We start from the raw sequence: 16,598 nt of genomic DNA, 5'->3' as shown, positions 1-16,598 counted from the left end.
TTTATAGAATAATAAACTTTTAAAATATAACCGGGGTTAACACACTTACCAAAATTGATTCTTCATTAGTAGGATTTTTCCATTGGTGCACTTTTTCAGATGGAAAATGTATTGAATCACCTTTTTTTAAGACATATTCTTTTTCTTCAATCTTAAAGATTACAATACCTTTTAATACGTAATAAAACTCTTCTCCTGGATGACTATATCTTTCAATAAATAGTTCATTGGGAGGCAATGTTACCATCATAGGCTCCATTCTCCGTTCTGGAAACTTTCCAGCTAAGCGTACATGCGTGACATCGGAACCTTCTATTTTGAATGGCTTTTGCTCCTCTTTATGCAGTGCATAATTATGGTTCTCAATCTCTTCAAAAAAGTAAGAAATATTTATCCTAAATGCATCTGATATTCTTTTTAAAGAGGTTATGGCGAGCGAAGATGACCCCCGTTCTATTTGCGATAAAAAGCTAACAGAAAGCCCTGTACTCTCGCTTAGATCCTTTAATGTCATTTCATTTTCTAATCTTAGGTTCTTTATTTTCTTATGAATGTTTTCCATTTAATTTTCCTTTTTCATTCCTTAAAATTACAGTGAAAACGGATTTTTTTCACCTCCACTAAATTTTTTATTATATTAACATAATTTTTTTATAATTAAAAGAAAAATCTATCTATTTATTAAATTATAAATTTTTTTATAACAAAAAAACACCTTTATAAAGGTGTTCCATTTAATCATGATTTTAGAAAGGTTTTTGAAATAAACATTACCATTGCAAATACCCCGGCAAGAAATATAACTATCTTTCCAACCGTTATTATCCATTCGTTTAGTATTAGGTATAACGATGAATCCAATAATCGTTTCAACATTAATTGCTGTTAAACCAACAACAGCTATTATTTCGATACCTTTACCGAAAATTGTTCGCCCTCATTTGCTTCATAATTCGTTCAATCCATTGTGCCCCGTTTCCTTCATTTAGTTAGGGTTTACTATATTATCATTATAATTTGTAGATCTGTTTCAGCTAAAACTGTTGCGCCTCCTTCAATGCTAGATTTATTCCAGGTACCTTCTATCTTAGACTATCTAATCATATTTACTATTTCTCTCAACTTAATCTATATTCCTGCAAAAATAAATCATTTGTTCGCTAGTTCTTTTGTTTTATTTTGGTACAATTAAGTTTATCCGATTATTAATTTGGAAAATATTACACTGTTAGGAAGTATCAACTAAGAAAAGGAGGATCACATGAGGTCAAAAGAATTTTTAACAGCGGGGATTGGATTTCTGTTATTTTTATTTATTTTTATTCCTACCGTTCATGCTGAAAAGGGACAGATTTATGAAGTCGGCACTCAATCACTAAATGTCCGTTCTGCTCCATCACACAGTGCCAAAATAATTGGAAACCTGGATGAAGGTGATCATGTTGTTGTTTTCCAAGAGTCATTTGGGTGGGTTCAGACCTATTATGATGGACAAGAAGCATGGGTTGCATCCCAATATTTGTTTCCTGCTAGTAAACGTACTCAAGTGAATACAGCTTCAAATCAGAAGGAGATTACAATTACCGAAAATGAGGTACAAATTCGGACAGGTCCAGGAACATCGTATAAAGTTATTGGCTCGACGTCTAAAGGTGATACGTTTAATTTACTAGAAACGAAAAATGACTGGCACAAAGTTACTTTAAACGATGATTCGACAGGCTGGATTGCTGCTTGGCTTACAAGTACATACACCGGTTCAAACCCAAGTGAAACGAGCAATAAGCAGCAAGTTGCTGGGGTAACCAGTTCTTCACTGGAAGGATATAATATCGTAATTGACCCTGGACATGGTGGGAAAGATTCTGGTGCAATTGGAATTGATGGTATTTTTGAAAAGGATCTTATTATGATGACAGCAGATAATATTGCACAACAACTACGCGCAGCGGGAGCTACTGTTATTTTAACGAGAACAGACGATTACTTTGTTCCACTGGATGAACGTGTGCAGATCAGCAATGCATATAACACCGATGCATTCATCAGTATCCATTTCAATGCTTTTCCGTTAATTCCGATTCAAGGTATTAGCACACACTACTATTCATATGGGGCAAGTCAAGATCTAGCAAGGGATATTCAGGCTTCCGTAACACAAGGAATAAACATGCAGAACAGAGGCATTATGCAGTCAAATTATCATGTGTTACGAGAAAATAGTGACGCTGCAGTGCTTATAGAATTAGGCTTTATTACCAATCCGCATGATTTATCCATGATTCAAACAACGGATTATCAGAACAATGTAGCTGAAGGAATCGTTGATGGGTTAAAAAATTATTTTCAATAATAGATGAGGCTGGGACATAATTGTTTTATCAAAGAAAAATCCGAACAACTAGAAATTATAGTTGGTGCAACTAACTCGCTTCGGGGACTCACCAATGCCTTTCATCCCGCTGGAGTCTGCGTATATTTCCTCCGCTAAATTGTACATTGTTCGTATTTACTTTTGTCCCTGCCTCATTATTTACTACTTCAACCTAGTAATTAAGATTGCATACACCACTCTTCTCTCAGCACTCCCATCTTAACCGAGTCATAATATTTTCCATTAACAACACGGGCTTTTCTAATCCGCCCTTCTTCCATCATCCCGATCTTTTTCGCGAGTCCCATCATACGTTCATTCCCTGACCACGTGGAAATACCTACACGCTCCACATCGATGTTCTCAAATATATAATTGGTCCATAACCGAAAAGCATCGGTTCCATAACCGCCAGACCAATAGCTTGAATCGTATATTGCGATGCCGTTATTTAGCCAATTTGTACTTTCATCTACCCAGTACCATCCGACTGTACCAATAAGCTTGCCATCTGCTTCAATCACAAGCTCCAATCTAACTTTGTCGGTTACCACACGATTTAAATTATCTGCTAGTCTCCCGAATTGACGGAACTCCTCTAATGTCATCGGTTTTGGTGGATGATACGGAGCATTCCAATTTAAATGTTCACGGACTTCCGCCTCATATTTCCAATAATAAATTTCCTTTACATCTTCCTCTGTTATATCTCTTAAAATAACTTTCTCTCCCCGAATATAAACCAAACCTAATCCACTCCTTTACCTTTTCGTAGCATAAATCATACTTAAAATATCATTAAACTGGTGTGTTTCCACATAAAAGTTATGTTCGTTAAACCAATTAATTAGCAGAGATCTATCGGCATAATATTCGTCCTCAATTGCATCGATCGCTTCCAGATTCCCTTCCGAGCGAAAACGCTCCAATACCTGCATTTGATGATTTGTATCTAAAAACATCAAATCGACTATACAAATTTGTCCTTCATCTTTAACAACCCGCGACATCTCCTGAAGTGCCAGCAATTTCTCTGTATCAGGTATGTGATGCAATGCGTAACTTGATACAACTCCATCTACCTGAATATCCATTAACGGAAGTGTTAGAAAGTGTCCTTTTCTTGTTTCAATTGACGGATGTTTTTCCTTACACTGCTTCAGCATTTCCTCTGATTGATCAACACCGATAACGTTTACGCCGCTGTCTAAAAACCTTGACCCAAGATTTCCAGTTCCAATGCCAATATCCAAACACATATCACCGGGCGCTAATGAGATTGTCGTAACTACTTTTTCTAGCGCCTGTTCATAATCTTGATGAACATTGAAGCGATAACCGTGCATTTTAATATTCTGATCATAATCAGCCGCCTGCTTGTCAAAATTCCATTTATCTTTCCAGCTTTTACGAATGTTTTTCATCGTTTTTAAATGCTGTGACAACTCTTGAATATCTCCTATACAATTTTCCTGATTGCCTGTTCTATCAACCATTTTATCAATCGTCTCAATCATATCCTTGATTTCAATCCATTTTTCAAACAGTGCAGATCGTTGAATAGTAAGGTACTGCTTTATGTTCATTTCGGGATCTTCCAAAATTTCTCTTATGTTTTCAACAGAAATACCAATTTCCCTTAACGCTAAGATGGTACTCAACCGCATCATGTCATTGTCTGTAAAAGTTCGATAGTCATTTTCAGCATCCTTTATAGGAGAAATCAATCCTTTCTCCTCATAAAAACGAATCGATCTTGCTGTAGTGTTTAATCGTTTCGCCACTTCCTTAATATGCACATCCATCACCTCCTTTTTTAACTATAAACGTTAACGTAACGGAAAGGTAAAGAAGTTTGTTTAACATTTTTTAAATAAAACATACTAAAGAGATAGCATCAAGAAAGGAATGATTTTTTCCGTGCAGACAAAATTGATTGACTGGCCGACCTTTATAGGATCACTTATTTTAGTATTGGGAGTTACAATCCCATTAATGCTGTTTCCAGAGGCAGGAAAAAAAGTTGTCGATCTAGCTAATACATTTATGACTGAAAACTTTGGTGTACTCTACCTTTTTATGGGGCTATTAACATTTGCATTTCTTCTATTTGTCGCCTTCAGTAAAAATGGTCGTATTAAATTAGGGAGTAGAGGAGAACAAACAGAGTTCGGTACTTTTTCTTGGGCTGCAATGTTGTTTGCTGCGGGAATTGGGTCGAGTATTTTGTACTGGGGAATGATCGAGTGGGCATATTATTACCAGGGACCACCTTTTGGAATCAACCCTGGATCAAATGAAGCAATTCAGTGGGCTTCTTCGTATGGTATTTTTCACTGGGGGCCAATTGCCTGGGCAATATACACATTACCAGCACTGCCAATTGCTTACTTTTACTACGTTCGAAAAAAACCAGTATTAAAGATTAGTGAGTCAGTACGTCCAGTTCTTGGAAAACTCGTTGATGGTCCATTAGGGGTAATAATAGATGTATTATTTATATTCGGTTTAATGGGTGGTGCTGGTACAACGTTGGCACTAGGTACACCAATGATTGCAGAAGGCGTGCATGATCTGACAGGAATCCCCATTACACTTGGCTTAAAAACAGTTATTATGCTGTTATGTACATTAATTTTTGCTATTAGTGCTTATTCAGGGTTAAGCAGAGGTATTAAAATATTGAGTGATGTAAATTTATGGCTTGCTATTTTTGTTCTTGTTTTTATTTTTCTATTTGGACCGACACTTTTCATTAGCCAAACCAGTTTTAGTAGTATTGGGTTAATTGCTGATAATTTTTTCCGAATGGCAACATGGTTAGAGCCATTTGGCAATTTAGCAGGGTTTAATAAGACAGGCTTCCCTGAATCATGGACAATCTTTTATTGGGCATGGTGGCTTGTATATGCTCCATTCGTAGGGTTGTTCGTTGCACGTATTTCACGTGGACGCACCATTAAGCAAATGATTCTCGGAACAATGATCTATGGTACGATTGGATGTATCTTGTTTTTTGGAATTATGGGTAACTTCGGTTTATACCTTCAGCTTACAGGAGCTTTTGATGTAATTGGATTTATGAATGAAAACGGTGCTCCAGCAGCAATTATTGCAATTCTGCATCAGCTTCCACTGGCCCATATAATCGTAGCAGTGTTTACCGTTTTAGCAATAATCTTTCTAGCAACAACGTTTGACTCATCATCCTTTATTCTTGCATCGGTTACACAAAAAGAGGTAAAAGGTGAGCCCCTTCGATGGAACCGCTTATTTTGGGCATTTACACTGTGCATTCTTCCGCTAGCGCTAATGTTCCTTGGAGATTTGGAAACGTTACAAACAGCAAGTATTGTAGCGGGCTTTCCAATCATTTTCATCATGTTTCTCCTAGCATGGTCGTTTATGAAAGCATCGAACAGAGATATTCGTGCTTCTGATACATATGAGGCACCTACTATTCACATCGTTAAAAAAGGCAAGTCGCGTCGCTCAGCACTGGAGGCATTAGAGAATAAAGGAAAAAAATGATTACTTTTAAAATACCCAAAAAGGAGCTATTCAGTTCATTCCAGAATAGCTCCTTTCCACTTATTATTTTCGTCTAATTCCGATTACACGACCCACTTCTCCCGGTTTCTTTTTAGGTGTATGTCTGGCGGCAAGTTCTTTTATATTTGCTAAGATTCTATCCGGAAATGGCCCTGGTCGTCCAGTTAATTGATTCATCCCCATTAGCATTTGTTCACTCGTTGCAGCACGCTTTCCATCAGCACCATATAGTTCAAAAAAGACGTGTGCTCGTTTTGCATCGTAATCAATAATGGACAAGTGGACCTCAATTGGTTCGTCAATCTTCATTTCGGCTAAATAACAAACATGACTTTCCATTGTAAAAATAGTATAGTTGTTTTCCTCACGAAATGTATCGTCAATACCGATTATTTTCATAAAGCGGTCAACACCCCAGCTGAATACCCGTACATATTCAGCATCATTCATGTGACCATTATAATCAATCCACTCCTTACGAACGTTATCTTTGATAATTACTTTTCCAACCATCATACGTAACCTCCCCCACCTAAAGTTTACCTGTCAAACTGGCTGCCGGCCAATATTTTTCCAATAATTCCTGTAATTCAATCAAAAACTGATCACGGCGTGTTTCTAAATCGTCCATATTAACACCTGCTGTTTGTTGCTCACAACCAGAAATTACTTTTTCAGCGAGCTCATCAGTTAATTCAGGTGCTACTAGCTTAGTCCATGGTAGTTTTAATGCTGGGCCAAATTGTTCTAGTAAATGGCGCATTCCTTGTTTGCCACCACCCATATGCAACGTAAGAAATGGTCCCATCAATGCCCAACGCAGGCCCGGTCCATATACAATTGAGGCATCTACTTCTTCTGTTGTTGCTACACCATCATTGACTATATGAAGCGCCTCGCGCCAGATTGCTTCCATCAAACGATCGGCAACATGACCCTCGATTTCCTGTCTTATTACAAGTGGTTTCATGTTACATGCACGATAAAACTCTTTTGCCTTATCAATAAAAGCCGGATTAGTAGCGTTACCGCCAACTAATTCCACAAGCGGCATTAAATAAACGGGATTAAATGGATGTGCTACCATTACCCGTTCAGGATTTTCCGTACAATCAGCCTGGAGAGTACTTGGCAGAATCCCTGAGGTACTTGATGCAATGATTGTTTCTTTTTTAGCTGACTGATCAATTTCAGCTATTACGCTACGTTTCAATGCCTCACGCTCCGGAACATTTTCCTGAATAAAGTCCGCATTACGAACTGCTACTTCAAGATCCTGTTCAAAGTATAAGTTATCAATGGATGCACCTTCTTCTAGTCCTGCTCTCTCCATCGCTGGCCAGGCATTTTTCACCGCTTCTCGCATACGCCCCTCAGCTGCCGGGTCCACATCGAATGCTGTTACACGATAGCCATTTGCTAAAAATCGGGTGATCCACCCATTCCCAATTACTCCAGTACCTACTACTGTGATGTGTTTAATCTGCGTTGTCATATTATTCAACCTTTCCATTAGGATTTCGTAAGTTTAAATAATCACGAGCATCTGTCGGCGACATAACATCTTTACCTAAGCTTTGAATAATCCCAAGTGCTTTATCAACAAGCTGCTCGTTTGTTGCTAACACGCCTTTTTTCAAGTAAAGGTTATCTTCCAGCCCAACACGAACATTTCCGCCTTGAAGAGTCGATTGCGCAACCATTTCCATTTGCATGCGACCGATTCCAAAAGCAGCCCATTTTGCATTCTCAGGAATTCGGCTTCTCATATATGCAAGTGTTTCCGCATCTGCGTCAGCTCCCCAAGGAATGCCTAGGCAAAATTGGAACAACGGATCACCATCAATTAACCCTTCATTCACCAGTTGGTTGGCGAAACGTACATGACCAGTATCAAAACATTCAAGCTCAGGCTTGACGCCGCTTGCCTGAATTAATTTCGCTTGCTTACGGAGCCAATCAGTCGGACTTATATATAACTGATTACCAAAATTTATACTTCCACAGTCCAATGTACATATTTCTGGAAGCAACAATTCAACCGGTTCATGCCTCTCTTCAGGTGTTTGCATGTCGGTTCCTTCTCCGCCTTTAGTTGAATCAGCCTCACTTGGTACCCAATCACCACCACCACCAGCGGTAATATTAATAATGATATCTGTTTCCGATTCTCGAATACGTTCCACCACTTCATTAAAAAGATTCACATCATGACTTAATTTTCCTGTTTGTGGATCGCGTACATGAATATGTGCAATTGTCGCGCCTGCCTTGGCAGCTTTTATAGCCGATTCAGCTATTTCCCTAGGTGTGACCGGTACATGCGGACTTTTCCCTGTTGTTTCCCCGGCACCTGTTACAGCACATGATAATATAACATTTTTCTTTGCCATTTTAATTCCTCCAAATTATCTTCTCTTTTTAGGTACATGTTTAAATATTTCTCCACTTTCGAAAAAATCGACCAAACGACTAATCCAATCATAATAATCCATCCATTCACGGATTTCTATTAATATCTCATTAACTGTTTGTTCCTCTTCTTCCGTTAAATTACGTTCCTCCTGCAACAGTTTCAACTGTGTTTGCAGCCTCTTCTCAAAGTGTTTGCTTTTATTAATTGCTTTTTGCCATGTAGACGTAAACAAGAACACAAAGGTTTGATAATAATCTTGTTCAACTTGGTATAAATCCTTTCGAACGCCCTTTTTAAATACACGTTCAGCGATATTATAGTCAATCATTTCACGTACAACCTGGCTCATACGTGTTTTGCTCATACCTGTTTCAGCAGATAACTCGTCCAACGTCATTGGTTCACGCTGCATGTAAATTATTCCCAAAACACGCCCTACACTAGTTGAGACACCAAAATAGTTCATATTATCAGCGATTTTTTCGATAAACTGTGTTTTCACATCAGAAATTTCACCTGGATTGTTTCGCATCATAATCTCCTTTTCATCTATGCCTTATGGAACTGTAACATAAAATAAATTTTCAATAAAACTACAAATAATAAAGTAATTTTAAGCATTTTAGAGAAATTTGACGAATTTTAATTTGTAAACTTTATAAACAAAAAAATTTATATAGTTTATAAAGTTTACAAACTAAATATTAGCCCTTACCATAATGAAGGTGTTAGGTTAACATATCTCCATTTATTTCTTAACTATTCAATTTTACTACATGTAAGACATCCCGCTGCGACGAAGTGAAATCAGAAAGGATTGAGTTTTTTATATGAATGCTAAGCTAATTGATTGGCCAACTTTTTTAGGGGCTTTAATACTTATTTTAGGTGTATCTATACCACTTATTCTTTTTCCTGAACAAGGTGCACAAGTGGTTAATACAGCGAACAACTTCATGACCGGAAATTTTGGTGTTGTTTATTTATTAGTTGGACTGGCTGCATTTGCTTTTCTTTTGTTTGTAGCCTTCAGTAAAAATGGTCATATCAAGCTGGGAAACAAAGATGCAAAAAAAGAATTTGGAACTTTTTCATGGGCAGCAATGCTATTTGCTGCTGGTATTGGTTCAAGTATTCTTTATTGGGGAATGATTGAATGGGCGTATTATTATCAAGGGCCACCATTTGGTATTACTCCAGAATCAAAAGATGCAATTGAATGGGCATCAGCTTATGGTATCTTTCATTGGGGGCCAATCGCTTGGGCTATATACACATTACCAGCATTACCAATTGCATATTTCTACTATGTTCGAAAAAAACCTGTTCTTAAAATTAGTGAAGCGACTCGACCTGTCCTTGGACGATTGGTTGACGGACCAGTCGGTGTCATTATCGATGTACTATTTATGTTTGGACTAATGGGTGGTGCAGGTACTACCCTTGCATTAGGGACACCTATGATTGCAGAAGGAGTAAATGAACTGACAGGAATCCCAATTACACTTGGAATGAAGGCAGTTATAATGCTAATTTGTACGCTAATATTTGCTGTTAGTGCCTATTCTGGGTTAAAAAGAGGGATAAAGGTTTTAAGTGATATAAATTTATGGCTTGCCATCTTCGTACTAGGATTCATCTTCTTATTCGGTCCCACATTATTTATTAGCGAAACAACATTCTCAAGTATTGGAATTATCATGGATAACTTTTTCCATATGGCAACATGGTTAGAACCATTTGGTAACTTGGCAGGATTTAACGAAACTAAATTCCCAGAATCATGGACTATTTTCTATTGGGCATGGTGGGTCGTATATGCACCGTTTGTTGGCTTGTTTGTTGCACGAATTTCTCGGGGGAGAACAATCCGGGAAATGATTTTAGGTACGATGATATACGGTACATTAGGTTGTGTTCTTTTCTTTGGCATTATGGGTAACTTTGGACTTTATCTGCAGCTTTCAGGAAGTTTTGATGTGATAGGCTTCATGAATGAACATGGTGCACCAGCTGCGATTATTGAGATCCTGCATCAGCTTCCCATGGGAAATATCATGATTGCATTATTTACAATTCTTGCAGTTATATTTTTAGCAACGACATTTGATTCATCTTCCTACATTCTAGCAGCTGTTGTTCAAAAGGAAGTACAATCAGAACCTCTGCGCTGGAATCGTCTATTCTGGGCTTTTACACTATGTTTGTTACCACTTGTATTAATGTTTGTGGGGGATTTAGAAACATTGCAGACCGCTAGTATTGTTGCTGGGTTCCCTGTTATCTTTATCATGTTTTTACTTGCCTGGTCATTTATGAAAGCATCCAATACGGATATACAGGAATCAAAGGACTATGAGCCACCTACAATTCATATCAATCGACGTGAAATAGTAGAACGTCTGCGAAAGCGGAAGAATAGAGAGTCAAAACGTTCAGCATTAGAAGCCATGCAGGACAAAGAAATAAAATAAAGTTATTTAGAAGGGTGTAAAGCGAATAAAGCTTTACACCCTTTTTTATATTATTTCTCGCATGAAGTGTTTCCAATTGGGCAACGTAACAATGGAAGGAGTGGGTTACATTGGAACATGCTTGGTTATCATTACTACCTTTTCTCATTGTCATTGGCCTATCTATTTGGCTGAAGAGAATTTTACCTGGACTTGTTTTAGGTATTATTGTTGGGGCTTTTCTTGTTGAATCAGAAGTATTAGGTGGGTCACAGCAATCGGTAAACTATATTGTTACGACATTATCAGATGAAGAAAATATTAAAATAATTGGCTTTCTTTATTTATTCGGTGGACTAGTTGGCATGATGAAAATAGCTGGCGGAATTAAAGGTTTCTCCGAATGGATTGGAGGAAAAATCAAGTCGCAACGTGGCTTAATCGGTTTAATCTGGTTAACCCTTCCTTTCACCTTTATGATGCCAATGTTTCGAATCATGATGATTGGTCCTGTTATTAAATCAATAATGGAAAAAATGAAGCTGTCAAAATCGAAAATTGGATTTGCAATGGATGCATCAACCGAATCTGTTATTGTGTTATTACCAGTAGCGACGGCATTTGTAGGATTTATGATTTCATTGGTCGAAGGCGGTATTCAAAAACATCAGTTAGATATGACAGCCTATCATGTTTTTTTACTCAGTATTCCTTTCAACTTTTTTGCAATTGTGCTTCTAATCATCGGGGTAGTAGGAATCTTTTGGTCTCCATCTAAGAATAAAGACGAACCAAACAAAGCGAAGGATGTTAGTGGAACAGAACACGATTTCCACGGTATGGGCTTGAAAAAGGAACTCTCACTTGTAAAAGCACAACCATGGAACTTGATTGTACCTCTTTTTTTACTCCTTGGTTTGTCACTATTTTTATTATGGCAGGATGGAATCGCAAAGGGAGCAGATACCATCTTTCAGGCGTTCTCAGTCGCTGATGCTACATTTGTCATGCTGCTCGCAATTTTCATTACACTCATTTTAACCTTTATCTTTTACATGATCCGCAAACAATCTTTACATGAAACTATCTACCACTTCTTTGAAGGTGGAAATCAGTTAATGCAAGCTATCGTTCTTCTGGTCCTTGTTTGGTCATTATCATTGGTAGCGGAGGACCTCGGATTTTCCCAGTTTATTAGTTCTACTCTCGGTTCCTTTTTGCCGTCGTTTACCATTCCGGCAATTATTTTTGTAATTGGTGCGATTGTAGCATATTTTATTGGGTCATCATGGGGAACTTGGGGGTTATTTATGCCACTTGGATTCACACTAGCGACGGCCACAGACGCATCTATTCCGTTAACTGTTGGGGCTGTATTTGCAAGTGGAGCATTCGGTGCATTCACATCACCACTTGGTGATACAACCATTACTACCGCATCCATTCTTGACATGCCACTTGTTGGTTATGCTCGGTATAAGCTAAAAATTGCTGCGATCGGTGCCGGAATAGCAGCTGTGTTGTACTTAGGTGCCGGCTTTTTCCTAGTATGATTTAGTCAAACCCCTCTTTATTTGAAAGAGGGGTTTTTTACCTTTGTTGTTTTACAAAAGTTTGTTATTTTGTTTTTACACAAACCAGTGGAGGAAATATACGGAGACTCCTGCGGGAAAGCGAAGACGCTGAGCCCCACAGGGAGCGGTCTTTGCGAGCGAGGAGGCTCAGCGCGAGCCCGCGGAAAGCGATGTGTATTTCCGGAACGACAGCCCTAGCATTAATTTACGTCGCATTTTACTGAAACTACAAAGCTTAAAAAAGCAACAAAGTTTATGGAAAAGCCTTTTTACCTTATATAATAATAGTAAATAATAAAAAATAACTATTGCTTTGGTTGCGCTTACATGGTACGATCAATTTGTTAACAGAAAGTTTATAATTTACGTAATAAATTTTTTTAAAGCTCACATTACATCCTTGATTATGGCACATTTGTATTCTTGAAAAGAACAAGCCCTTGTATTTTGCTAAAACTTACAAAATAACATGGGTTTTTCTATATTATTTTTTCAAGGAGGAAAAGGATGGAGAAGGTTAAAAATCGTTGGTTGATTGCTGCATCCGCTGTTGGTGTTCACATTTCGATCGGATCTGCCTATGCATGGAGTGTTTTTACGAAACCAATGGTGGATCAATACGGTTGGGAGACAACAGAAGTTTCACTGGCATTCAGTATTGCTATCTTTATACTGGGGTTTGCAGCTGCTTTTATGGGGAGATTTGTTGAGAAAAACGGACCAAGAAAGTCGAGTATGCTAGCAGCGTTGTTCTTTGGTGTTGGTGTAGCTGGATCAGGATTAGCAACAGCGATGGAATCATTATTTTTATTGTACTTATTTTATGGAGTAATTGGTGGTATAGGTTTAGGAATAGGCTATATTTCGCCGGTTTCTACGCTTGTTAAATGGTTTCCAGACCGCCGTGGCCTTGCAACCGGACTAGCAATTATGGGGTTTGGCTTCGCTGCACTCATTAGTGGGCCTGCAGCAGCTGCTTTAATCGAGGCAGCTGGCATTTCGAATACATTCTTTATTCTTGGTGCAGCATATTTCATTGTTATGACGCTTGCTGCACAATATTTATCGCCACCCCCTGAGGGATGGGCTCCTAAAGGGTTTAAGGAAAGTGACCAAAAAGGAAAAATTAATGTTAAAACAGACCTTTCACAGCTTACAGCAAATGAAGCAATTAAAACCCGTCGATTTTGGATGTTGTGGACAATGTTATTCCTTAATGTAACCTGTGGAATCGCAGTCATCTCAGTTGCATCACCAATGGCGCAGGAAATTGCAGGAATGACTCCGATTGCAGCAGCTGCAATGGTTGGGGTTATGGGGCTGTTCAACGGTGGAGGTAGACTTGGCTGGGCTACATTATCCGATTACATTGGACGGCCAAATGTGTATACAGCTTTCTTTATAATCCAAATTGTAGCTTTCTTCCTATTACCTTTCGCAGCAAGTGCAATTCTGTTTCAAATTTTAGTTTTCGCAATATTAACGTGTTATGGTGGTGGTTTTTCCTCCGTTCCAGCATATATCGGTGACTTGTTTGGAACAAAACAGCTTGGTGCTATTCATGGCTATATTTTAACCGCATGGGCAATGGCAGGTGTCGTTGGTCCAATTCTATTATCGTTAATCTATGACTCTACCAATAGCTACAACGTAACAATGTTTATTTTCGGTATCATCTTCATTGTTTCATTATTGATATCTCTTTGGATTAGAGTTGATATAAATAAATTAAGAAATCAGCAAGCTAAATCACAGCAAAGCCTTTCAGGTGTAGCAAGTAACGTACAATAAATAGTAAATAACAGGCGCCTGTAATATGCAGGTGCCTGTCGCTTGTCGAATAATCCATTTAAAGGGGGATAAAATTGGGGAAAACAAACCATACAGGTCCAATTAAATTATTGAAGAAACCTAGTCCAGATCTTTGGGTAAGCAAAATTCCATTTGGATTAGGAAAAATTAAACCTCATCATATTCGTGATACGATGAAAGTTGTTTGGGAAAATCGCGACAACCTTCCATATGCAACTAGAATTTTAACTAAAGGTGTCTGTGACGGCTGTGCACTAGGTGTTCAGGGACTTCAGGATCAGACATTACAAGGGCCACATCTGTGCACAACTAGATTAAACGTACTTAGATTAAATACAATGTCTGCTATGAAAGAAAATGTTGTTCATGCAGATATTGAGGATCTACGAAAAATGAGTAGTACGGAGCTTCGCAAGTTAGGACGTATTCCCTATCCACTTATTCGAAGACCCGGTGAAAATAGATTTAGACGCCTCTCCTGGAACGAAGCAATGGAAACGATTGCTACAAAAATGAAAGCACTTGATCCAAAACAATTTGCTTTTTACTTAACATCGCGCGGTATTACAAATGAATCCTATTATACAGCTGGAAAAATTGCACGATTTCTAGGTACAAATAATATCGACAATGCTTCGCGTATTTGTCATTCCCCTTCGAAAACAGCGTTAAATCGCTCCCTTGGCATTGGGGCATCGAGCTGTAACTATAAAGATTGGATAGGGACTGATGTTCTTGTATTTTGGGGGTCGGTAGCAGCAAACAACCAGCCTGTATCAACAAAATATATGTATGCTGCTAAACGAAAAGGAACGAAAATAATTATTATCAATCCTTATCACGAGCCATCAATGGATAATTACTGGATTCCTTCCATTGCAGAATCTGCATTGTTCGGCACAAAAATTGCTGACGATGTTTATCAAGTAAATATTGGCGGGGATATTGCATTCATGCATGGTATCATGAAGCATTGGTTTGAAATGGAAGATGTGACACCTGGATCAGCAATTGACTTTGATTTTATTAACGAGCATGTCAATGGCTACAAGGAATTAAAAGATAAGGCAATTTCCTATGAATGGGAGCAGCTTGTTCAATCATCAGGAATACCAAAAGAACGTATGATAGAACTAGCGGAACTACTCGCCAAATCTAATTCAGCAGTTTTTGTTTGGTCAATGGGGCTTACCCAACATCGTTTTGGTACCGACAATATCTCACAAGTTGCCAATCTTGCTATGCTTCGCGGTTTTATCGGTCGAGAAAATTGTGGTGTCATGCCAATCCGGGGCCATTCAGGTGTGCAAGGGTCTGGTGAAATGGGTGCCGATCCTTTTGTTTTACCGGGAGGCAGCATGAATGAACAAAATAGAAAACGGGTAGGAGATATATGGGGTTTTGATATTCCAGATTGGCAAGGTGATATTGTTGGTGTATCTCTTGAAAATGCTTTATTACCTGAAGATCACGAACGAAAACTGAAACTCTATTACATGTCCGGAGGTAATTTTCTAGAAACGATGCCTAATCCTGATTTTGTCAAAGAGTGCCTGGAGAACATGGATATTAGAGTCCATCAGGATATCATCTTTAATACATCTACGTTCGTTGACGCAAAAGAAGCGGTGATTGTTTTACCAGCTATGACAAGGTATGAGCAGCCTGGAGGCGGAACATCTACGTCAACAGAACGAATGGTTTATTTTTCACCAGAGATTAAAGGCCCACGAATCGAAGAAGCACGTCCAGAATGGGAGATCTACGTTGACCTTGCTAAACGGGTAAAACCAGATGATACACATTTAGTTGATTTCAAAGATGCCTATGCAATTCGTGATGAAATTGCTAAAGCCGCACCAAACTATAATGGCATCCAGCACCTGAAGAACAGCGGTGATGTATTTCAGTGGGGCGGTGCTTGGTTGTGTGAGGATGGTGTTTGCCCAACCCCAGATGGAAAAGGCAACTTAATTCCTATTGAACTACCTGAGCTTCGTAAACCTGAAGGTCATTTTTACGTAACAACAAGGAGAGGCAAGCAATTCAATTCAATGATTTATAGTGATACGGATCCATTTAATGATGCAGACCGTTATGATGTACTGATGAATATGGAAGACGGCGAAAAACATCAAATTAATGAAGGCGATGCAATCGTGGTATACAATCACCACGGAACATTTAATGGACGCGCAAAATTTGTATCATTAAAATCAGGTAATATTGAAGTTCACTGGCCAGAAGGAAACGCATTAATTCCAAAAGGGGTTTATGAAGAACATGCAGGTATTCCTGAATATAATACTGCGGTAATTGTAGAAAAGGCAGAAACTTATTATGCACATAAAGATACAAAATATGTAGAGAAACGTGTGGAAGAGTTAGAAACAGAGATGAGTTAGAAGGTGAAATAT

At 38.4% G+C, this 16,598-nt stretch carries 13 protein-coding genes; 6 read left to right on the top strand and 7 right to left on the bottom strand.

What is annotated here, in order from left to right; translation table 11 throughout:
• Positions 1–19: 19 nt before the first annotated feature.
• Positions 20–562, bottom strand: coding sequence for a helix-turn-helix domain-containing protein (locus CS937_RS14705; protein WP_099159228.1), 543 nt, complete (start codon positions 560–562; stop codon positions 20–22).
• Between the two features lie 699 nt (positions 563–1,261).
• Between CS937_RS14705 and CS937_RS14700 the strand changes: the two genes are divergently transcribed.
• On the top strand, positions 1,262–2,353 hold the full coding sequence (locus tag CS937_RS14700) for an N-acetylmuramoyl-L-alanine amidase family protein (RefSeq protein WP_099159227.1): 1,092 nt from the start codon (positions 1,262–1,264) through the stop codon (positions 2,351–2,353).
• Positions 2,354–2,553: 200 nt separating this feature from the next.
• On the opposite strand, the gene CS937_RS14695 is transcribed toward CS937_RS14700, so the two are convergent.
• Both CS937_RS14695 and CS937_RS14690 read right to left on the bottom strand, forming a co-directional pair.
• Complete coding sequence (locus tag CS937_RS14695) at positions 2,554–3,120, bottom strand: GNAT family N-acetyltransferase (RefSeq protein WP_099159226.1); 567 nt, start codon at positions 3,118–3,120, stop codon at positions 2,554–2,556.
• Between the two features lie 15 nt (positions 3,121–3,135).
• Entirely contained in the window at positions 3,136–4,173 is a 1,038-nt protein-coding gene (locus tag CS937_RS14690; protein WP_176555849.1) for a MerR family transcriptional regulator, read from the bottom strand.
• Positions 4,174–4,294: 121 nt separating this feature from the next.
• Here CS937_RS14690 and CS937_RS14685 point away from each other — a divergent pair, with 121 nt between their 5' ends.
• Positions 4,295–5,905 carry a BCCT family transporter gene (locus CS937_RS14685; RefSeq protein WP_099159224.1) on the top strand — a complete coding sequence of 537 codons (1,611 nt, stop codon included), beginning with the start codon at positions 4,295–4,297 and terminating at the stop codon, positions 5,903–5,905.
• Between the two features lie 63 nt (positions 5,906–5,968).
• Here the strand turns inward: CS937_RS14685 and CS937_RS14680 are convergent, their stop codons facing one another.
• From CS937_RS14680 to CS937_RS14665, 4 genes are read right to left on the bottom strand one after another with little or no spacing between them, the layout of a single operon-like run.
• Positions 5,969–6,442: a thioesterase family protein gene (locus CS937_RS14680; protein WP_099159223.1), complete on the bottom strand. Its 474-nt coding sequence runs from the start codon at positions 6,440–6,442 to the stop codon at positions 5,969–5,971.
• Between the two features lie 16 nt (positions 6,443–6,458).
• On the bottom strand, positions 6,459–7,421 hold the full coding sequence (locus CS937_RS14675; RefSeq protein WP_245835760.1) for a 3-hydroxyacyl-CoA dehydrogenase NAD-binding domain-containing protein: 963 nt from the start codon (positions 7,419–7,421) through the stop codon (positions 6,459–6,461).
• A gap of 1 nt (position 7,422) precedes the next feature.
• Positions 7,423–8,319 carry a beta-keto acid cleavage family enzyme gene (locus CS937_RS14670; protein ID WP_099159221.1) on the bottom strand — a complete coding sequence of 299 codons (897 nt, stop codon included), beginning with the start codon at positions 8,317–8,319 and terminating at the stop codon, positions 7,423–7,425.
• A gap of 15 nt (positions 8,320–8,334) precedes the next feature.
• Positions 8,335–8,877: a GbsR/MarR family transcriptional regulator gene (locus CS937_RS14665; RefSeq protein WP_176555848.1), complete on the bottom strand. Its 543-nt coding sequence runs from the start codon at positions 8,875–8,877 to the stop codon at positions 8,335–8,337.
• A 295-nt stretch (positions 8,878–9,172) separates the two neighbouring features.
• Here CS937_RS14665 and CS937_RS14660 point away from each other — a divergent pair, with 295 nt between their 5' ends.
• From CS937_RS14660 to CS937_RS14645, 4 genes are all read left to right on the top strand, one after another.
• On the top strand, positions 9,173–10,816 hold the full coding sequence (locus CS937_RS14660) for a BCCT family transporter (RefSeq protein WP_099159219.1): 1,644 nt from the start codon (positions 9,173–9,175) through the stop codon (positions 10,814–10,816).
• A 110-nt stretch (positions 10,817–10,926) separates the two neighbouring features.
• Positions 10,927–12,348, top strand: coding sequence for a Na+/H+ antiporter NhaC family protein (locus tag CS937_RS14655; RefSeq protein WP_099159218.1), 1,422 nt, complete (start codon positions 10,927–10,929; stop codon positions 12,346–12,348).
• Positions 12,349–12,876: 528 nt separating this feature from the next.
• Complete coding sequence (locus tag CS937_RS14650; RefSeq protein ID WP_099159217.1) at positions 12,877–14,160, top strand: L-lactate MFS transporter; 1,284 nt, start codon at positions 12,877–12,879, stop codon at positions 14,158–14,160.
• A gap of 74 nt (positions 14,161–14,234) precedes the next feature.
• Positions 14,235–16,586 (top strand): FdhF/YdeP family oxidoreductase, encoded by a 2,352-nt coding sequence (locus CS937_RS14645; RefSeq protein ID WP_099159216.1) that lies wholly within the window; start codon positions 14,235–14,237, stop codon positions 16,584–16,586.
• Positions 16,587–16,598 lie beyond the last annotated feature (12 nt).

Origin of the sequence: Virgibacillus ndiopensis (assembly GCF_900187325.1) — a bacterium.
Taxonomy (GTDB): Bacteria; Bacillota; Bacilli; order Bacillales; family Amphibacillaceae; genus Virgibacillus_E; species Virgibacillus_E ndiopensis.
This window is presented reverse-complemented; position numbering and strand designations above follow the sequence as displayed.